The 16,147-nt window shown below is 64.0% G+C and carries 18 protein-coding genes; 3 read left to right on the top strand and 15 right to left on the bottom strand.

What is annotated here, in order from left to right:
* Window positions 1-39 precede the first annotated feature (39 nt).
* The 3 genes from ACX80C_RS09000 to ACX80C_RS08990 form a co-directional block, all read right to left on the bottom strand.
* Window positions 40-2,058 carry a calcineurin-like phosphoesterase C-terminal domain-containing protein gene (locus ACX80C_RS09000; protein WP_459326128.1) on the bottom strand — a complete coding sequence of 673 codons (2,019 nt, stop codon included), beginning with the start codon at window positions 2,056-2,058 and terminating at the stop codon, window positions 40-42.
* Window positions 2,059-2,189: 131 nt separating this feature from the next.
* The gene (locus tag ACX80C_RS08995; RefSeq protein WP_459326127.1) at window positions 2,190-2,645 is read right to left on the bottom strand and encodes a hypothetical protein; all 456 of its coding nucleotides are present in this window, start codon (window positions 2,643-2,645) and stop codon (window positions 2,190-2,192) included.
* Between the two features lie 82 nt (window positions 2,646-2,727).
* Window positions 2,728-3,426: a LysE family translocator gene (locus ACX80C_RS08990; RefSeq protein ID WP_459326126.1), complete on the bottom strand. Its 699-nt coding sequence runs from the start codon at window positions 3,424-3,426 to the stop codon at window positions 2,728-2,730.
* An 82-nt stretch (window positions 3,427-3,508) separates the two neighbouring features.
* Here ACX80C_RS08990 and ACX80C_RS08985 point away from each other — a divergent pair, with 82 nt between their 5' ends.
* The gene (locus ACX80C_RS08985) at window positions 3,509-4,402 is read left to right on the top strand and encodes a LysR family transcriptional regulator (protein ID WP_459326125.1); all 894 of its coding nucleotides are present in this window, start codon (window positions 3,509-3,511) and stop codon (window positions 4,400-4,402) included.
* 114 nt (window positions 4,403-4,516) lie between these two features.
* Here the strand turns inward: ACX80C_RS08985 and ACX80C_RS08980 are convergent, their stop codons facing one another.
* From ACX80C_RS08980 to ACX80C_RS08930, 11 genes are all read right to left on the bottom strand, one after another.
* On the bottom strand, window positions 4,517-4,978 hold the full coding sequence (locus ACX80C_RS08980; protein ID WP_459326124.1) for an NUDIX domain-containing protein: 462 nt from the start codon (window positions 4,976-4,978) through the stop codon (window positions 4,517-4,519).
* Between the two features lie 57 nt (window positions 4,979-5,035).
* Window positions 5,036-5,689, bottom strand: a complete 654-nt coding sequence (locus tag ACX80C_RS08975; protein ID WP_459326123.1) for an alpha/beta hydrolase family protein — start codon at window positions 5,687-5,689, stop codon at window positions 5,036-5,038.
* 25 nt (window positions 5,690-5,714) lie between these two features.
* On the bottom strand, window positions 5,715-7,172 hold the full coding sequence (locus ACX80C_RS08970; RefSeq protein ID WP_459326122.1) for an AAA family ATPase: 1,458 nt from the start codon (window positions 7,170-7,172) through the stop codon (window positions 5,715-5,717).
* A 20-nt stretch (window positions 7,173-7,192) separates the two neighbouring features.
* Window positions 7,193-7,945 (bottom strand): DUF1648 domain-containing protein, encoded by a 753-nt coding sequence (locus ACX80C_RS08965; RefSeq protein WP_459326121.1) that lies wholly within the window; start codon window positions 7,943-7,945, stop codon window positions 7,193-7,195.
* A gap of 29 nt (window positions 7,946-7,974) precedes the next feature.
* Window positions 7,975-8,313 carry a DUF6504 family protein gene (locus ACX80C_RS08960; protein ID WP_459326120.1) on the bottom strand — a complete coding sequence of 113 codons (339 nt, stop codon included), beginning with the start codon at window positions 8,311-8,313 and terminating at the stop codon, window positions 7,975-7,977.
* 143 nt (window positions 8,314-8,456) lie between these two features.
* A complete protein-coding gene (locus ACX80C_RS08955; RefSeq protein ID WP_167995260.1) occupies window positions 8,457-8,660 on the bottom strand; it encodes a hypothetical protein in 204 nt (67 codons plus the stop codon).
* An 85-nt stretch (window positions 8,661-8,745) separates the two neighbouring features.
* Window positions 8,746-10,377, bottom strand: coding sequence for a RecQ family ATP-dependent DNA helicase (locus tag ACX80C_RS08950; protein ID WP_459326119.1), 1,632 nt, complete (start codon window positions 10,375-10,377; stop codon window positions 8,746-8,748).
* Window positions 10,374-11,123 carry a hypothetical protein gene (locus tag ACX80C_RS08945; RefSeq protein WP_459326118.1) on the bottom strand — a complete coding sequence of 250 codons (750 nt, stop codon included), beginning with the start codon at window positions 11,121-11,123 and terminating at the stop codon, window positions 10,374-10,376. The genes ACX80C_RS08950 and ACX80C_RS08945 overlap by 4 nt, the downstream gene beginning before the upstream one ends.
* A gap of 93 nt (window positions 11,124-11,216) precedes the next feature.
* Complete coding sequence (locus tag ACX80C_RS08940) at window positions 11,217-12,542, bottom strand: APC family permease (protein ID WP_459326117.1); 1,326 nt, start codon at window positions 12,540-12,542, stop codon at window positions 11,217-11,219.
* A 48-nt stretch (window positions 12,543-12,590) separates the two neighbouring features.
* Entirely contained in the window at window positions 12,591-13,706 is a 1,116-nt protein-coding gene (locus ACX80C_RS08935; RefSeq protein ID WP_459326116.1) for an AI-2E family transporter, read from the bottom strand.
* 71 nt (window positions 13,707-13,777) lie between these two features.
* Entirely contained in the window at window positions 13,778-13,999 is a 222-nt protein-coding gene (locus tag ACX80C_RS08930; RefSeq protein WP_459326115.1) for a hypothetical protein, read from the bottom strand.
* A gap of 701 nt (window positions 14,000-14,700) precedes the next feature.
* On the opposite strand from ACX80C_RS08930, the gene ACX80C_RS08925 reads away from it, so the two are divergent.
* The gene (locus tag ACX80C_RS08925) at window positions 14,701-15,213 is read left to right on the top strand and encodes a hypothetical protein (protein ID WP_459326114.1); all 513 of its coding nucleotides are present in this window, start codon (window positions 14,701-14,703) and stop codon (window positions 15,211-15,213) included.
* A gap of 4 nt (window positions 15,214-15,217) precedes the next feature.
* On the opposite strand, the gene ACX80C_RS08920 is transcribed toward ACX80C_RS08925, so the two are convergent.
* Window positions 15,218-15,697, bottom strand: coding sequence for a nucleoside deaminase (locus tag ACX80C_RS08920; RefSeq protein ID WP_459326113.1), 480 nt, complete (start codon window positions 15,695-15,697; stop codon window positions 15,218-15,220).
* An 89-nt stretch (window positions 15,698-15,786) separates the two neighbouring features.
* On the opposite strand from ACX80C_RS08920, the gene ACX80C_RS08915 reads away from it, so the two are divergent.
* Window positions 15,787-16,147: MerR family transcriptional regulator (locus tag ACX80C_RS08915; RefSeq protein ID WP_459326112.1), on the top strand; the 361-nt coding region annotated here is incomplete at its 3' end.

Raw genomic sequence — 16,147 nt, 5'->3', positions numbered from 1 at the left:
CGGCCCAAAAGGGGGCCGGGCGCGATCCTGCTCACGGCGTCAGTCGAAGAGTTCCGAGCGGAAGTTCTGCTGCGGACGTTCCTCGACAACCTCGAACACCAGGGTTTCCGAGAAGGTTCGGCCGTTGCGGTCCGTCGTCGTTATGTCAGCGGTATGGACCCCCACCTCCAGGTCCCCGGGTAGGTCGAAACGCCACATGTGCGACATCGTCTGGGCAATGTTGTTACCCGGACGCGGCGCCGATGGCCCGTACTGGCTGCCCGCATACAGGCTGAATCCCTGCGCCTCCGGGTTGCCCGACGTCGATTCGAACGCAAAGCGCGCAACCTGCAACTGGCGGATGGCCGCGTACGGATCGGCATACTCGGCACCGGAGAGCTGTCCTTCGCCGGTGGCCGGCTGGGTGTGGGTCGCCGCGACAGGTGCGCCGCCGTCAATCGAGACGTTCACCGAAGATTCCTTGGTTCCATTCCAGATGTTGGCCGTGAGCCAGGTTCCATCCGCAAGGTCCGACGGCGTGACCATGCCGGGATCGCCGAGGTCACCAAGTGCTACCGGCGGCACAGCGTCGGTAGCGCTGTACGGTGTGTTGGCGCGCCAATTCATGAGGGTCTGGAACCAGTCGCGGAAGTGCGGCGAATTGACGGCGAGGGCCATCTGGTCGTCGTCGCGCCCGGTCGCATGGAAGGTGTCAACGTAGGAGGCGCCGTCGGTCTCGAGGGTGAGGAAGCCGGGGAGGGCGCCGTCGCGCTGGATGCCGTTGGGAATGCCGTCGAGATTGATGTCGCCGGAGTACCAGTCACCGCTCGGGGCACCGGCAACAATGTGGTCGAACGGAATCGAGTCCACGCCCACCGCTTCCTTCCACGGGCCGAACGAGGAGCCCGCAGTCAGGTTCTCCAACGAGTGCGTGTGACCGGACAGAGAGAGCGCTTCGCGGCCTTCGAGCAGTTCGTAGAGCTTCAGGACGTCGTCGGTCTGGTGCTTCGGGCTGGTCATGTCCGCGTGCGAGACCAGCGGGATGTGAGTCGCGATGACCACGCGCTTGTCCATCGGCACGTTCTTCAGGTCCGCCTCGATCCAGGCCAGGGTCTCCTCGCCGAGCTTGCCGTTGTAGGCGGGCATGTTCTCCGGGTCATTGCAGAACGAGTGCTTGCCGTCCTCGTTGTCCTCCGGGGTGCACGGGTAGCGCACGTTATCGAGGCCGATGATGTGCAGCTGGCCGACGTCGTACGAGAAGTTCGTGGGCCCAACGTGCTGGCGGAACGTGTCGAAGGACCACTCGTCGCTGGTCGCATCGATGTCGTAATCGTGGTTGCCCGGGACCGCGCGGATCGGCGCGCCGGCAGCGGACAGATTCTCCTTCAGCCGCGGATACATGCCGAGGTCATCGCCCGCCACGTCGCCGAGCAGCAGCAGCCCGCAGGCGTCCAAATCCTCACGCTGGGACAGATCGCGAACCAGTCCGGTCCGGGCAAAGCTGATTTCCTGGTTGGAGTAGGTCTGTACGTCACCGAGCATGCCGCAGGTTACGTCGCCGGCGCTCGCCTTGTTCTTGGCGAGGGGAAAATTGATGGCCTTCGGGAGGGGGCCGGTGGGCTCCAGGCCGCCGAACCGCAGGTCCTGCTCCGTGCCGTCCGGCGAATGGTGGTAGTGGAACTGCGCGAAGTTCGTCTCGTCAACCGGGGTGTCCCAGCCGGCGGGTTTCGAGATGAAGATGGTGTCGCCGTCGTCGACTGTCAGCTTGTAATGGCCCAACCTGTCAGTGAGGACAACATCGCGGCCGTTCGAAACGGCAACCCCTTCGATGCCCTTCTCCCTGGGCTGGCGGATGCTGTCCTTGTTGGCGTCGTCGAAGACGGCGCCCCGCAGCACGTTGTCCGGCTCGCCGGTTGCCGGGATGATCTGAGGTCCGCCTACGTAGGCGGTTGGATCGATGGGCGGCTCCGGCTTCTCCTTTGCAGTGGCCACCTGAAGGCTGAGGAAGGTGGCAGGGATAAGTACGACGGCGGCTGCCGCACCTGCGAGGGTGCGTTTGCCGATAGTTCGAGGCGTCATGCGGAAGTACCTTTCGCGTGAGAGTGATGTCGCGCTCCTCACGCTAGGGAGGTCCGTTGGCCCCGTGTGGTCAGGCAACTGACAGTCTGGTGACGATCAGGTGAATAGGGTCCGTTGTTCGATCGGGATACTCATGGGCCAACTGAGAAGGGTAGTTCCTCGCCTTCGGCGAAGCTGAGAACTCCCTGTTCCGGCGTAATCGTGAACCACTGTCCCTCCTGCTCTGACGCGAAGATAATCACCCTCTGGTCCATGTCCAACGGATCACCGTTGGGGTAGACAACGCCGACATCCGTGCAGGTTTGCGGCATGGACGCGATGCGGATCTCGTCCTGCTCCACGTCGCTCTTGAGCACCTTCTCGATGCTCACAACATGGATCTGGGCGTCGTAGCCGTAGATGCGCTGCTGTCCGTCTTCGGCGATGGGGCGCCCAACGAGCACCAGCTCGGCTTCGTCGAATGCATCCTGCGGCGTTTCGAACCAGACCCAGCCTGCGCAGGCGACCGTACCGATGTCAACGCCACAGCCCGATGTACCCAGCGAAGCACCGAGAGCAAGGAACACTCCCGCGCTGAATTTCCGCATGGATTCAGTGTGCATCGGCTCGCACTGCCGGCGATACGGCTGACCTGCCACGCTGCGGGTTTGAGGCCCAGTTGTAACCGCGTCAGAACCAGGAAATCACCACCGGCCCCGCAACCATCAGGCCGAGAAGCCCGAAAACGACGCCGGAGCCCAGGTCGATCCACCGGGTCACGCTCGCACGGCCCAGCCACCTGCTCGCCGTGTGCGCGGCAAGGGCAACGCCCACAAGGTAGATCCCGAGCGTTGCGGCCACAGTGCCGCCCATTACGACGACGACGAACAGCGCCCCCGCACCGGGCGGCGTGAACTGGGGCAGCAGTGCCAGGAAGAAGAGGCCGGTCTTCGGGTTGGTAAGGCAGCAGAGCAGCCCGGCAGTGAAGCCGGACCGCGCGGTCCGGCGAACCTGCGGGCGGGCCTGAACTGCCGTCGTCGTCGTGCCGGTACTATGTGGCGCGGCGCCGACTGCTGGAACGGGTTCGGGCACAGGGCGCTTCGTCGAGAAGTGGACGGACACTGCGCGGTGGCCCAGGTAGAGGAGGTAGACGCCGCCGAGGAGACGCAACGTCTGGAAGGCCAGCGGCGAATCCTCGAGGAACGCCGCTACCCCGACGGCGACAAGCGCCGCCCAGCCGAACACGCCCACCGTGGTGCCGAGTGCGGACAGCAATCCTGCCCGCCGGTCGCGGAGAGCGTTGCTGAGTGTCACCATGGTGTCCGGACCGGGCGTTACGGCGAGGACGATGGCTACGCCGAGGAGGGCGAGGTAGCTCGAAGCGTTCATAGGTCCACGGTGCCAGCTTGGGACCCTTCTGCACTAGCAAATATTTACGGCGGACCGTCAGGTGAAGCCGTACAATTGCTGCATGCTGGATCCGCACCGCCTGACCATTCTTCGTTCGGTGATCGCGGCTGGCTCGGTCCATGCCGCTGCACGCAGCTTGCACCTCGCACCGGCCACCGTCAGTCAGCACCTGCAGGGCCTCGCGCGGCAGACAGGGCTGGTGCTGTTCGAGAAGAGTGGTCGGGGAATCGAGCCGACGCCGGCAGCCCGTCAGTTCGCCGACGCCAGCGAGGACGCCCTTGTCAGCCTGGAACAGCTTGGGCGAACTGTGACGGATCTCCGCGAAGGGAGGGCCGAACGGATAGCAATCGCCTGCTTCGCCTCAGTTGCGCAGGCGTGGATGCCGCACGTGGTGAGGGCGTTGCATGCGGCGTCTCCCGGCGTCGTTGTTGAGATGAGCAGTAACGAACTGAACCCCGCAGGCGGACGACAGCGGTCCGATGTCGATGTCCGCAACGAGCCCGTTGTGGAAACGGGTAAACAACAGGAGGGTTACCGGCGCCACGTGCTTGCTGAGGAGGAGTTCTGCGTGGTGCTGCCGGCTGATCATCCGCTGGCTTCCGGGTCGACTGTCACCCTCAGCGAGCTCAGTGACCAGCCCTGGATCGACCACGATATGCATGACGGCCCAACCGGGCAGATCATTGCGCGCGCATGCCAGAGCGCGGGCTTCATGCCACGCTATGTGGCCCGCCTCGATGACCATCACGCGGCGATCAGCCTGGCCGCAGCCGGGCTCGGCATCACGGTTCTTCCGCGGATGGCGATCGTGGGGCTTTCGGAAGGGCTCGTGGTGCGGCCGCTCGCTGATCCACCTGTCCATCGGCGCATTGTTGCCCACGTCCGGATGCACCCTCCGCGTGCCCGCCTGATCCAGGTGGTGCTCGAGGCGCTGAGGGAGGCGGCGCAGGCGTGATCGTGTGGGCTCCAGGTAGAAACTGCCCTTAGCGGCAGGCCTGCCGGTTCGAACCGGCAGCCCTGCACTTAAGGGCAGCGTTTGGGAAGGCCCGCCGGGGCGTGAGGGTCTTGCTCAGCGTTGGGTCTCCAGCTCCACGGTATCGCCCGCGGCAAGGGCGGACAGCGCGTGTTGGATACGGCTGGCAAGCCGGGCGGACGTGACTTCATACAGCTGCATCGGGTCCACGTAGGCGAACGAGCGAAGCTCGTCTGCCGGAAGCGTGATCTCTGCCGACTCGCCCAGACTCCCGCCATCGTAAAGGAACATACCGGAATCGCCGCGCGGGAGTGCCTCCAGCTGGTGCTCAAGTACCAGCAGGCGGCCCACGTTGATGTCGAGGCCCAGCTCTTCGCGGCACTCACGAATACATGCGCCCTTGGGGGATTCTCCGTGCTCGACGCTTCCACCGGGCACCTCCCACGGTGACTTATACGTCGGTTCGACCATGAGTACGTGACGCTGTGAGTTTGTGATCACCGCGCCGGCGGCAAGACGGCGCTTCGGCAGCTGAAGGTAGTACTCGGCAACAGACACGGGACTCCATTTCGTTGTTCTTGATAAGTGCCTTGAATACGGTATCCGCGGGGGCGCTCAAGCAGCGATGAACGCCGCCACGCTGCGCGCTAGCGATGCGCCGATTTCCTGCTGATCCCGCTTGGTGCCCTTGATCGCGAAGGAGTGGTCGGCGTCGGGCACTGCCTGCAGCGTGGCTGTTGGGGTTCTCGCGACGACGGCGTCCAGCAGTTCTGGCCGGGCGAACGCGTCATTGCGACCCTGGAGGAACAGCATCGGAATTTCGATGCCGTACAGGTGCGCGTCGCGGATCTTCTCCGGCTTGCCCGGCGGGTGCAACGGATAACCGAGGTAGACAAGACCGGCGGCAGGCATGCCTTCGGCGACGGCCATCGACGCCATGCGGCCACCGAAAGACTTCCCGCACGCCCACACGGGTTCACCCTTCGCGCGGCTCGTCGCTTCCTGCATCACCTGCCGCCACGCGGCGACGGCTTTCGGCGGACGATCCGGGAAGCGCCTGCCCTGGTCGATATACGGAAAGTTGAAGCGGAGCGTTGCGAAATTGAGCGCGTTCATCGCGTCGCTGAAACCTGCGAGGAAGGGATGATCCATTCCCGCGCCGGCGCCGTGCGCAATGACAACGGTCGCCTTGGGCTTGTTTGGCCGGGCATAGACGCCGGAGAACGTGCTCTCGTCAACGGTCATGCTGAGTTGCTCGGTTGAGGACATGCTCCTATGATCGCGCACGAGCGAACTAGTCGAAGGAGATACTGCTCCCATAAGCTGAACCTCCGTTGCCCGGGAAGTGTCCGCCAGGCAACCCCTCCGGTTCATTGGCTGGTCCGCTACCGAGCAGGCTTCGGGTCAGCGCTTCGCCTTCGGACATCATCAGGTCGACCTCGGCGAGCAGATGCTCATCGGCCAGTTCAGCACCGGTCGTGGCCGCGCGAAGAACGGTCCGCCGGGTCAGTTCCTTGGCAAAGGAGGCGGTGGTGCCTTCCGTGCGCTCTGCGACCTCATCTATCGCCGCAGAGCTGAACCTGCCCTTCGGCGAGTAGAGCTTCAGCAGGGCTGTGCGGCTTCTCCTTTCCGGCAGCGAAATTTCGACGGCGAGATCCACCCTCCCGGGCCGCTGCGCGAGCGCCCGCTCAAGCATGTCCACGCGGTTGGTGGTGAGGACAAAGGCCACGTCGACGTCGCTGTCGAGCCCGTCCAAGGCATCCAGCACCTCGAATAGCAGGGGCTGCGGGCCGTGGCCGAAGCTTCGGTCCTCCGCGATCAGGTCAACGTCCTCGAGGACCACCAGCGAGGGTGCCATGGCCCGGGCCATTTTTGCCGCCTCGGCAATGAAGGCGAGTGAACCCCCGGAGAGGAGGATCGCCGTCGTACCCTTGCTTTCGCTGAGGAGGTGGCGCACTGTGTGCGTCTTTCCGGTTCCGGGTGGACCGTAGAGGAGGATCCCACGCTTGAGGTGCTGGCCGTACGAGAGGATTGCGTCGCGATGCTCGGCGATTCCCAGCACGTGAGCGGCGACCTGCTCGAGGACACCGGCAGTCAGGACCACCTCGTCAGGGCGAACGCTGGGCCGCTCATGGAAGGTGACGCCTGCCGCCCCGGGGTGGTAGTCCGTTCTGGTGAAGGAGACCACCTGGCCCTTGATCACGCTGTGGTCCCGCAGAAGCTCCCGCATTTCCTTCAGGAAGGCTGAGGCGGCGTCGCGATCGGCGCCGATAACCTCCACAGTTGAACTGTTGTTGCCGAACTGCGGGTTGGCGCTGCGCTGCAGGGCGGCGAGCCGCACTCCTTCATAGGAGAAGAGCCAAATGCCGAAGCCGAGCGACTCGCGGCGCGTCGTGGGTCCGGTGTCGATCGTGACGAAGTCGGGCTGACCGACCGGCACCGTGAAATGCATCAGTGAGTTCTGAATGAGGTCCGCGAACGAAGCATGTTGCCGTTGCTGGCCCCCTCCGACGCCAATGAGCCGCCGCTCCGGGTCACGACCGCTGATCTCATCCACCGCGATATCGACGTCGACGAACCGGTGCGCCGGGATTTCCTCGCTGACTGCCGGAAGGTCCTGAACGGGCGCTCCAAGATAATCGGAGAGGGCGTCCAGGAGGGACTCGCCTGCCGTTTTGAGCCGTGTGTGTTCGGATGCAAGATCTGCGAGGCGTTTGAAGTTGGAAAGGAAGATCCCCATCTGCTCATCCATGCCCGAAGCCTAGCAGTGAGCTACATCACCAGAGGTAGGACCGTGATCAACAGGAGGGGCACGCTCACCAGGGCGAGGAAAACGACGACGGCGACTCGCCCCTTCCGCGTCCCGATGTTGATCGTGAGCCCGTAACCCGTTCCTTCACGCTTCGAAACCCACAGGTGCGGATCGTCAGGGTTGTTGTAGAGGACGCCCGCGATCCACAACTTGTCCTCCGCCGCTTCTTCCTCGGTGGGTTCAATGCCATCCCGCGCCGCCAACGAATGTGCCCAGCGCGCTGCCACCGCATAACTCGCGAAGATGGCTGCCAGTGCGAAGACGGCAAACAATCCCGTCGGCCACACGGACGGGCCATCCGGGTTGTTCCACGCGCCGACACTCAGGACGCCCATCAGCAACGCAATCCCTACCGAGGCCAGGCCCAGCCCGGCAACAGTTCCCCGAATTATGCCTTCCCGGCGGTACTGCTCCCACGCCGAGGCGTCTTCGCGCGGCGGGACCATCACGGGTATCAACGCGGAGATGAAGGCGATCAGCACGATGACCCCCGCGCCGATGACCAAGGAGGAAAATACCGTGGCGAAGGCCTTTGCGCCCCAGTCGTCCGGCTGCCCGTTGATGCCCCAGTGCGTTGGAATGCGCTCAGGCAGCGAATCGTATAGTGACGCGCCGTACGCAAAGAAGCAGACAAGGATGAGCAGCGCCGCAGGAAAGGTCAGCCAGACCTTATAGCGACCCTTCTCCAAGCGAGACTGTGTAGCGATTCCCATGCAATAACCATATGTGCGGCTCCGGCTGCTCAGTGCACCGCCAGGTTGGTCACCCGCACCAGCCGCCATCCTTCCCAGCGCGGATCGCTGCAGATGTCGAACACGAGGATGGGGGAGGCCGGCCCCGTCTGTGCCCTGAACCGCCAATACTGCATGGTCATGATGCTGCCCTGGCCCATGATGCCGGCAGGGTCCGGCTCCCACCAGCTACGCGAGCTGGACCAGTGCAACGGCTCACCTAGCACCTGCCAGATACTGCCGCGCCAGCGCAGCGCCAGCGGCTCATCCCGGCCAGTGAAACGGATATCAGCCTCTTCATTGAGGGGCCGCGACCCCGGATCTACCTCGTCAACCTGATGCGCCGTCACTGTCCGCCACCTTCCGCTATGCCGGACTTAAAACTAGAACAGATCTTCGATTAATGGAAGTCGAAGACAGGCCAAAAAAGAACCCGGACCGGCGAGCGGGAATACTGCTGCCAATCCGGATTCCGGAAGTGTCGAAGAAGCGTCTAGCCTTGCTGCTCGCGACGGTTCAGTTCAAGGTTGACTTCTTCCAGCCGTGCCTCGGTTTCGGGCTCCGGAAAACCGGTCGCGTACTCGGCCTCCAGCTCGCGGTGCGCGCGGCTATTGAGCACTTCCAACTCGGTATCGTCAAGGACAGTCAGATCCTCCGGGAACGGGTCCTCCGGCGAAATCTTGTGGTTGGTTTCCATAGGTCACTTTCACGTTCAACGGGTTACTTCTCGAAGTGTAACCATGCTGAGGTTCTCTGTGCGAGGGGCATTGAACAAACAGAGGCTACTTCACCTCAATGAGTAGCTTTTTCTCCTCCACAAGCGGCAGCGACAGGGACTTGTAGCCGTGCTCCTCGAACAAAACAGTCACCACATCGCTCTCGTACCCCATCACCACACCCTCGCCCCAGTCTGGGTGCCGAACCAGGCCCTGCAGTGGGAACGGGCGGCGACCGGCGTCGTCGTCGTGCCCGGCGGAACGCCCCGAATCACAGTTATCGCATGCCCCGCACAGGTCCTCGCGCTCCTCACCGAAATAGCCGAGCAGGAACTTGCGGCGACAGCCCTTCTGCTCCGCGTACTGCCGTGCCATATCCACGCGCGAACGGTCCATCTCCTGGCGCCGCTTCCGGTGCTCGACGATGTCGGCAATCACCTTGTCCACGTCCATGGAGGACGCAACACGGTAGGATCCGCCGCGCTCGCGGACCGCGCCCACCTCGAGCAACTGGTTCAGCAGACCGGAGAGCTTCCGTTGCGACACCCCGGTGGCCTGCCGGATTCCGGCGGAGTCCAGCGGTTCATCCGCCGCGCGCAGTGTCGCGAACAGTGCGCGCAGCCCCTCATCATCGACACCCTTCGCTGCGAAATACCGCCGGATTCCCAGATCCTCGGGACGGTAGTGAAGTACGACGACGGCCGGCTCACCATTGCGCCCGGCCCGCCCGATCTCCTGGTAGTAGCTGTCCAGCGAATCGGGGATGTCAGCGTGCACCACAAACCGTACGTCCGGCTTGTCGATCCCCATGCCGAACGCCGTCGTCGCGACAACCACGTCCAGCCCGCCCCGATGGAATGCCTCGTGCAGTGCGGTCCGCTCCGACTTCTTCCGTCCGGAATGGTAGGCATCCGCACGTAATCCCGCTTCCCGAAGCTCCTGCGTATACTTCTCTGTCTCCTTGCGGGTGGCCGTGTAGAGCAGTCCCTGGCCGTCGAGGCCGCGGACCTGATCCAGCACCGCCCGGCGCTTGTCCCGCCTGGATTCGTGCTGCTCCACGCTGAGGTGAAGGTTGGGCCGGTCAAAACCTTCGGCAACGACGACGGCGTCCCCCAACCGCAGCCGCTCCACGATTTCCTGGCGCACGGGTGGCGACGCGGTTGCCGTGAGCGCAATGACGGGCCGCTTCAGCCGCAACAGCCGCGCACCGAGTTGCAGGTAGTCGGGACGGAAATCATGGCCCCACGCCGATACGCAGTGCGCTTCGTCGATGACGAGCACGGATAGGTCCAGCGCGCCAAGCCGCTTCGCAACGTCATCCCGGGCCAGCTGCTCGGGCGCGAGGAACAGGAACTTGGCGCGGCGCTCTTCATCGTCGTCCTCGGCGGCTGCCCACGCCTCGTCGATTTCTGTCTCGGTCGCTGCGGAATTCAGCACGTACGCGCGCGTGTGGCCCAGCGCCTCGTTGATCGCTTCGACCTGGTCGCGCTGCAGCGAAATCAACGGCGAGATGACGACGGCGACACCCGGCCGGGACATCGCAGTCACCTGGTAGATGGCGGACTTCCCGTAACCCGTCGGCAGGACGCAGAGGAGGTTTCTGCCGTCGTCGGCCGCGGCGAGGGCCTTCCGCTGGCCGGGCAGCAGGGTATCCCAACCGAAGAGGGACCGTGCTGTCTCTGCGAGCGCCTTCCTCATTCGGCTGCCGCCGTGATCAGGGCGAGCAGCGCGGAGTACAGCACCAGCCCGGCGAGGAACCACGGGAAGCTCGATCCGCGATTGGACGGCAGCTCCTCCTTGAACACATTCAGTAGCACGGAGCCTCCCAGGAGCGCGGTCAGGATTGCGACCACCTCAGTGCTCGTCGGCGCGAAGAGGGCCGAGAGCGCCCAGCCGAGGATCAGCGCGCCGGCCAGCACCAGCCGTCCACTGGTCCTGAATCTGCGCGGATAATGCTCCTCAAGATGGCGGTCGGTGAGCACGAAGTGCAAGCCCATCGCGACACTGAACAGGATGGCGAAGAGAACCCCGGTTTCCAGGCGAAGCGTCATCGTGTAGGTGATGAGCGCGTTGTAGATCGCGAAGGCGCCGACGTGCAGCCAATACACGCCGCCCGAGTCCGGGCTGTCCCGGGTGCGCCGACGCGTGGCCAGGTGGTCCAGCCCGTAGAACGCGGTGAACCCGGTAAGGGCGACAACGAAGATGCCTAGGTCAAACAGCGGCGTTACCTCGATTGTGTCCTCGAGGAGTTCTCCGATTGCCTCGTTGCCTTCGGCGATTTCGGGCAGGAGGTGAAGGAATACGTACGCCACCGCCAGCCCGCCGGCGAAGGATCCCGTGACCTGCTCCGGCACAAGCGGCAGTTTGCGGATCCGAAGCGCGGCCAGATGCAGCCCCGCGAGCACCAGGGCGATGATGAGCGAACCGGTAATCGCCAACGCCATGGAGCTACTCCCCGCTGCAAGATCGACCGAAATCGACCCACGCGCCCGATAAACGGGCTGCTTTGTCGATGTCGACCGAAATTCTGGGAATGGTCACCCGCGCACCTCCCGCCCGGACCGGCGCGTCACCGCTGCGCTCACGAAGTACAGCACAACGCCCACTGCAACGAGAATACCCGCGCGTAGCCAGATCTCGGCGGACTGCTGTGTGAGCAGCAGGACGCACGACGCGACGGCCAGGTACGGAACGACCGTTGGAATCCGGAAATGCTTGTGGTCCACGCGGTCCTTGCGCAGTACCAGGACGGCCACGTTGGTACTGATGAACACGAAGAGCAGAAGCAGCACTACCGTTTCGGCGAGTGAGGCGAGGTCTCCGGTGAGGGTCAGGGCGATGGCGACCGCCGTCGTCATAATGATAGCTACCCAGGGCGTACGGCGGTTCGGGAGAACCTTGCCCAGCACGGAGGGCAGGAGCCCCTCTTCGGCCATGCCGAAGGTGAGCCGGCTGGCCATGATCATCGTGAGCAGGGCGCCGTTCGCGACCGCGACCAGGGCGATCAGGCTGAACAGCCATGGTGGGATGCCGAAACTGGTGGCCGTGACGACGTCGAGCAGGGGAGCGGTTGACCCGGCAAGGTCTTCGGCCGGGAGCGCCGCGGCGGAGGCCAGTCCGATCAGGAGATACACAATCCCGGCGGTTGCCAGTGCACCGAAGAGTGCCTTCGGGTAGACGCGGGCCGGATCGCGCACTTCTTCGGCAACGTTGGCGGAGACTTCGAAGCCCACGAAGGAGTAGTACGCGATCAGCGAGGCTCCGAGCACCGCGACTGCGGGATTCACGTCGGCGGGGAACTGCGAGATCTGTTCCGGGTTGCCGCCGCCCTGGCCCAGGAACAGTGCGACCACCACGATCACCAGTACCAGTCCGGACACTTCGATGACCGTCATGACGACGTTGCTTCGGACGGATTCCTTGATCCCGCGCGCGTTCAGCAGGGCCAACAGGATGAGGAAGACCGCTGCTGCCCAGGTGGGCGGGACCGCAATGAATGCCGAGAGGTATTCGCCGGTGAATGCCAGGGCCAGTCCGGCCGCGCTGGTCACGCCGGCGGCGAGCATGCAGAAGCCCACAAGGAATGAGATGAACGGCGGCCGGTACGCGCGCTTCGCGAACACTGCGGCGCCGCCGGCCTTTGGGTATTTGGTGACCAGTTCGGCGTAGGAGCCGGCGGTCAGCAGCGCGAGGGCCAGCGCAATGATGAGGGGAATCCAGATGGCTCCGCCAACCTCTGCAGCGATCACGCCTACCAGGGCGTAGATGCCCGCACCAAGGACATCGCCGAGAATGAACAGGTACAGTAGCTTGCCGGAAATGCCCTGCTTGAGCTTCGAATTCGGCGCCGTATCAGTGGTCATCTTTCGAATCCTAGCCGATAGTAAGCCTGCTTGGTTTTGTGAATTCGGCTAGGTCGGTTCGCTGCCGGCGGGTGGAAGATCGGGGTTCAGCGGTTCGAGCCGGGGGTCCTCTGCAGTCCACACCTGCAGGACCGCCCAGGCAACCGCGGCGATTGGCACCGAAAGCACTGCGCCGATGATCCCCGCGAGGATGGTCCCTGCGGTCAGCGCGAGCAGGATCACCAGAGCGTGCAACCGCAGGGACTTGCCCATCACCACCGGCTGCAGCAGGTCGCCTTCCAATTGATTGACGACGACGACGACGCCCACCACGATCAACGCGACGATCGGCCCGTTGGCAACCAGCGCCACGAGTGCGGCAAGGACCCCGGCCAGTGTTGCGCCGACAAGCGGGATGAATGCGCCGATGAACACGATCATCGCGAGCGGAAGGGCAAGGGGCACCTGCAGGATCAGCAGCGCAATTCCGATGGCCACGGCGTCCACAAGCGCAACGATTGCCGTTCCGCGGACGTAGCTGCCGAGGACCTCGAGGGTCCGCGCTCCGGAGCGGCGCAGTTTCTGCTCACGCTCGCCACCGAACGGCCGTAGGAAGAACTCCCAGATCTTCTTTCCGTCCTTGAGGAAGAAGAACAGGATCACGATCATGAGGGTGGCGCCGGTGAGGAACTCCGCCACGACCGAAACGCCGGAGATCGCGCCTGAGCGGAACTGGGCGCTGGTGGCGAAGTCGACGACGGCGGCCCGCGCCTGCTCCAGTTGCTCCGGAGTGATGGGGAAGGGGCCGCTCGTGAGGAAGGCCTGCAGCTCATCCAGGCCTTCGGTGGCTGCGGTCACGAGCTCGTCCGCCTGGCTGCGCACGGAGAACACGATGATTGTGATGATGCCGCTGAGCACTATCAACAGGGCGAGGAAGGCGATAGCCGTGGCGAGCGCGCCGGGGACGCCCCGCCGTCGTAAAAGGTTCACGAAGGGGCCGATCGCTGCCGACAGAATCAGGGCAATGATCACCGGGATCACCAGGAGGCGGATCTGCAGCAGACCGTAAATCGCCACCACTACAAGGGTGAGGATCAGGAGGATCTGGGCCGCACGAGACGCGGTGCGCCCGAGGCCGTCCTTCCAGACGCTGGAACGAGCGGGTTTCAAATGCGGCTCAGTCATAAGGTTCCTCTCCTTGCGGTCTGCCCGGACTAAATACTAAGCATACTTTGCATTCCGGGAGGGGTGAGGGTTCAGCTCCGCGTGACGGCGGCAGCGCGCTTCAATTCCTCGTTCTCTGCCTCTAACTTCTCCCCGTAGCGGAACACCGCGGCCAGTCCGAGTAGCGCCAGGCCAACCCAGATGGGCCAGAGCTGGACGTCGAAGTGGATACCGGGGGCTACGCCGAACGGCCCGGTGGAACCAGTTTGAACGATGCAGTCCGATGGAACTGTGCAGCGACCGGTAGACGGCATAGGCCACAAGCATCGTTGTGGCGCCCTGAAGCGCGTATATCGCAGCCAATTGGATCCGCACATCCCACAGCAGCCCGGCGACCGTGACCTCGGCGGAGGTAAAACCTCCCGAAACCACTGTGGCCGGAGGCCCCTCCGTTATCACTGTTCCCTCGGGCAGCTGTGGCCAGAAGGGCACGACAGCGAGTTCGATATCGATTGATCCGAAGAGGAGCGCACCCGTTACCTGGAAGAGAGTACCGAGCGCCGTCCCGACCAGCATAAGAATGCTGACAATGTGTGCAGCGTTGATGGCCCGTGATTTCGTGGATGTCTAGTATTGCTGGCGTGCACTGATCCCCCTGGGTGCGGCTGTATCGCTGAGTGCGGCTATATTGCTTGGTGCGGTCGGGGCTATTGGCGCGGCGCTCTTTGCCCAAGCGTTTCGATCCACCCTAATACTCGCGATTTTTGCGTGGGCTTGAAGCGCGAAGAGCCCGACCAACCGCGGCCTCCGGATAAGCGGTATGTGCTGTCAGGATCTGACTGCACTGCAGGCAACGCATGCGGTGCAGTCGTTGCTGTCACTTCCGGGGGGCAGGGTATGGGTCCGCAACTGCTCCACCAGTCGCGGATAGTTGTGGTTAGCAGCGCAGCTACGACGACGTTGGGGGAAACGCAACATGGCATCGAATCAAGATTCTGTCTGAACCGGTACGCCCGTGAAGTCCGAAGGAAAAGCTGACGACGGCGCGCACAAGGACTCCGCACGAGTGTCAGCGCGCAAATCCGCACGGCGTGCCGGCCGTGCTGTGGTGGTGACCGCCGCCGTCGTCGGCGTTTTGTACTGGGTGGGATCGACGTCGAGCGCCGGTGGATGCGCGGGCGGAGTCGATGCAGGCGCCGGTTTTGTTGACGCGAACGGCAACGCGATTGCCGGGGTCCCGCCCTGCATCTCCATCACGACCTTGCCGCTCGTCACGGTCGTGCTGCTGATCGCCGCCCTTGCTGTGTTGTTCACGCTGTGGGTCAATGCGCGTGAGCGGTCCGCGCGTTCGGTCCGTGTGGCGGGATTGGCCACCGCGCTCGCCATCATCGCAGTTGCGCTGGTTCACCTCGTCCCCATTTACGCGTACTACGCGACCGATCCGATAAGCACATGGTTCGAGACCGGCCACCTGCAATCTCCGCCGGCATGGATAGGTGCCCAGGTCGAGATTTCCCCGATGGAGTGACCGCTCAGTAGTCGGTCCGATTCGCCAGGGCCGCCCATGCGTCGAACGGGGCTGCGCTCGCCGAGTCCGGAAGTACAAGCTGCCGCACCTGCATGGACCTATCCTCCACAGGCGCCTCAAAGAACTCGTAGAACAGCGCATCATCGAAGCCGGCGCGCGCGGCATCGTGCCGGTCCGCCGCGAACACGATGCCGCCCACGCGAGCCCACAGCGCGGCCGCGAGGCAGAGCGGGCAGGGCTCGCAGCTTGTGTAGAGCATGCAGCCGGTCAGGTCGAATGTGCGCAGGGATGAGCACGCGTTGCGGATCGCCATCACTTCGGCATGGGCCGTGGGGTCGTTGTGTGCGGTGACGCGGTTGGTGCCCTCGAAGGTGCGCCCGCTGTCCGTGGCGATCAGCGCACCGAAGGGGCCGCCGTCGTCGTGCACGTTTTCGGTTGCCAGCTGGATCGCCCGGACAAGGAATTGCTCCTCAAAAGCGCTCATGGTCGGAACCTTACACCCGCCCCAGAGAGCATCTTGACTTTGACGCCGCGTCAACTTATACGGTGGTGAAGGCACGTAAGGAGGAACGGATGGACTGGTCGATACAGGAAGTGTCACGGCTGGCGGGAACAACCAGTCGCACGCTACGGCACTACGACAGGGTGGGTCTGCTGTCGCCGTCGCGGGTCGCCAGCAACGGGTACCGCTATTACGACGACGGCGCCCTGGTTCGCCTGCAGCGGATCCTGTTGCTTCGTGATCTGGGGCTCGGGCTCCCGGCAATCGCGGACGCGCTCGGCAGGAACGCCAAACCGACGCGTGCATTGCGGAAGCACCTCGAGCCCGGATTTTTCATGAGGGTCGGATTGGTAGCTGGACTCGCGGTTGATTCTGGCCTCGGGGTGATTTGTGGTTTTTGGGCTCGCTGGCGGGGCCTGTTGTCGCTGGCTG

Source organism: Arthrobacter tecti (assembly GCF_054511355.1).
The sequence above is the reverse complement of the archived record's forward strand: the minus strand, read 5'-3'. Positions and strand labels throughout refer to the sequence as shown.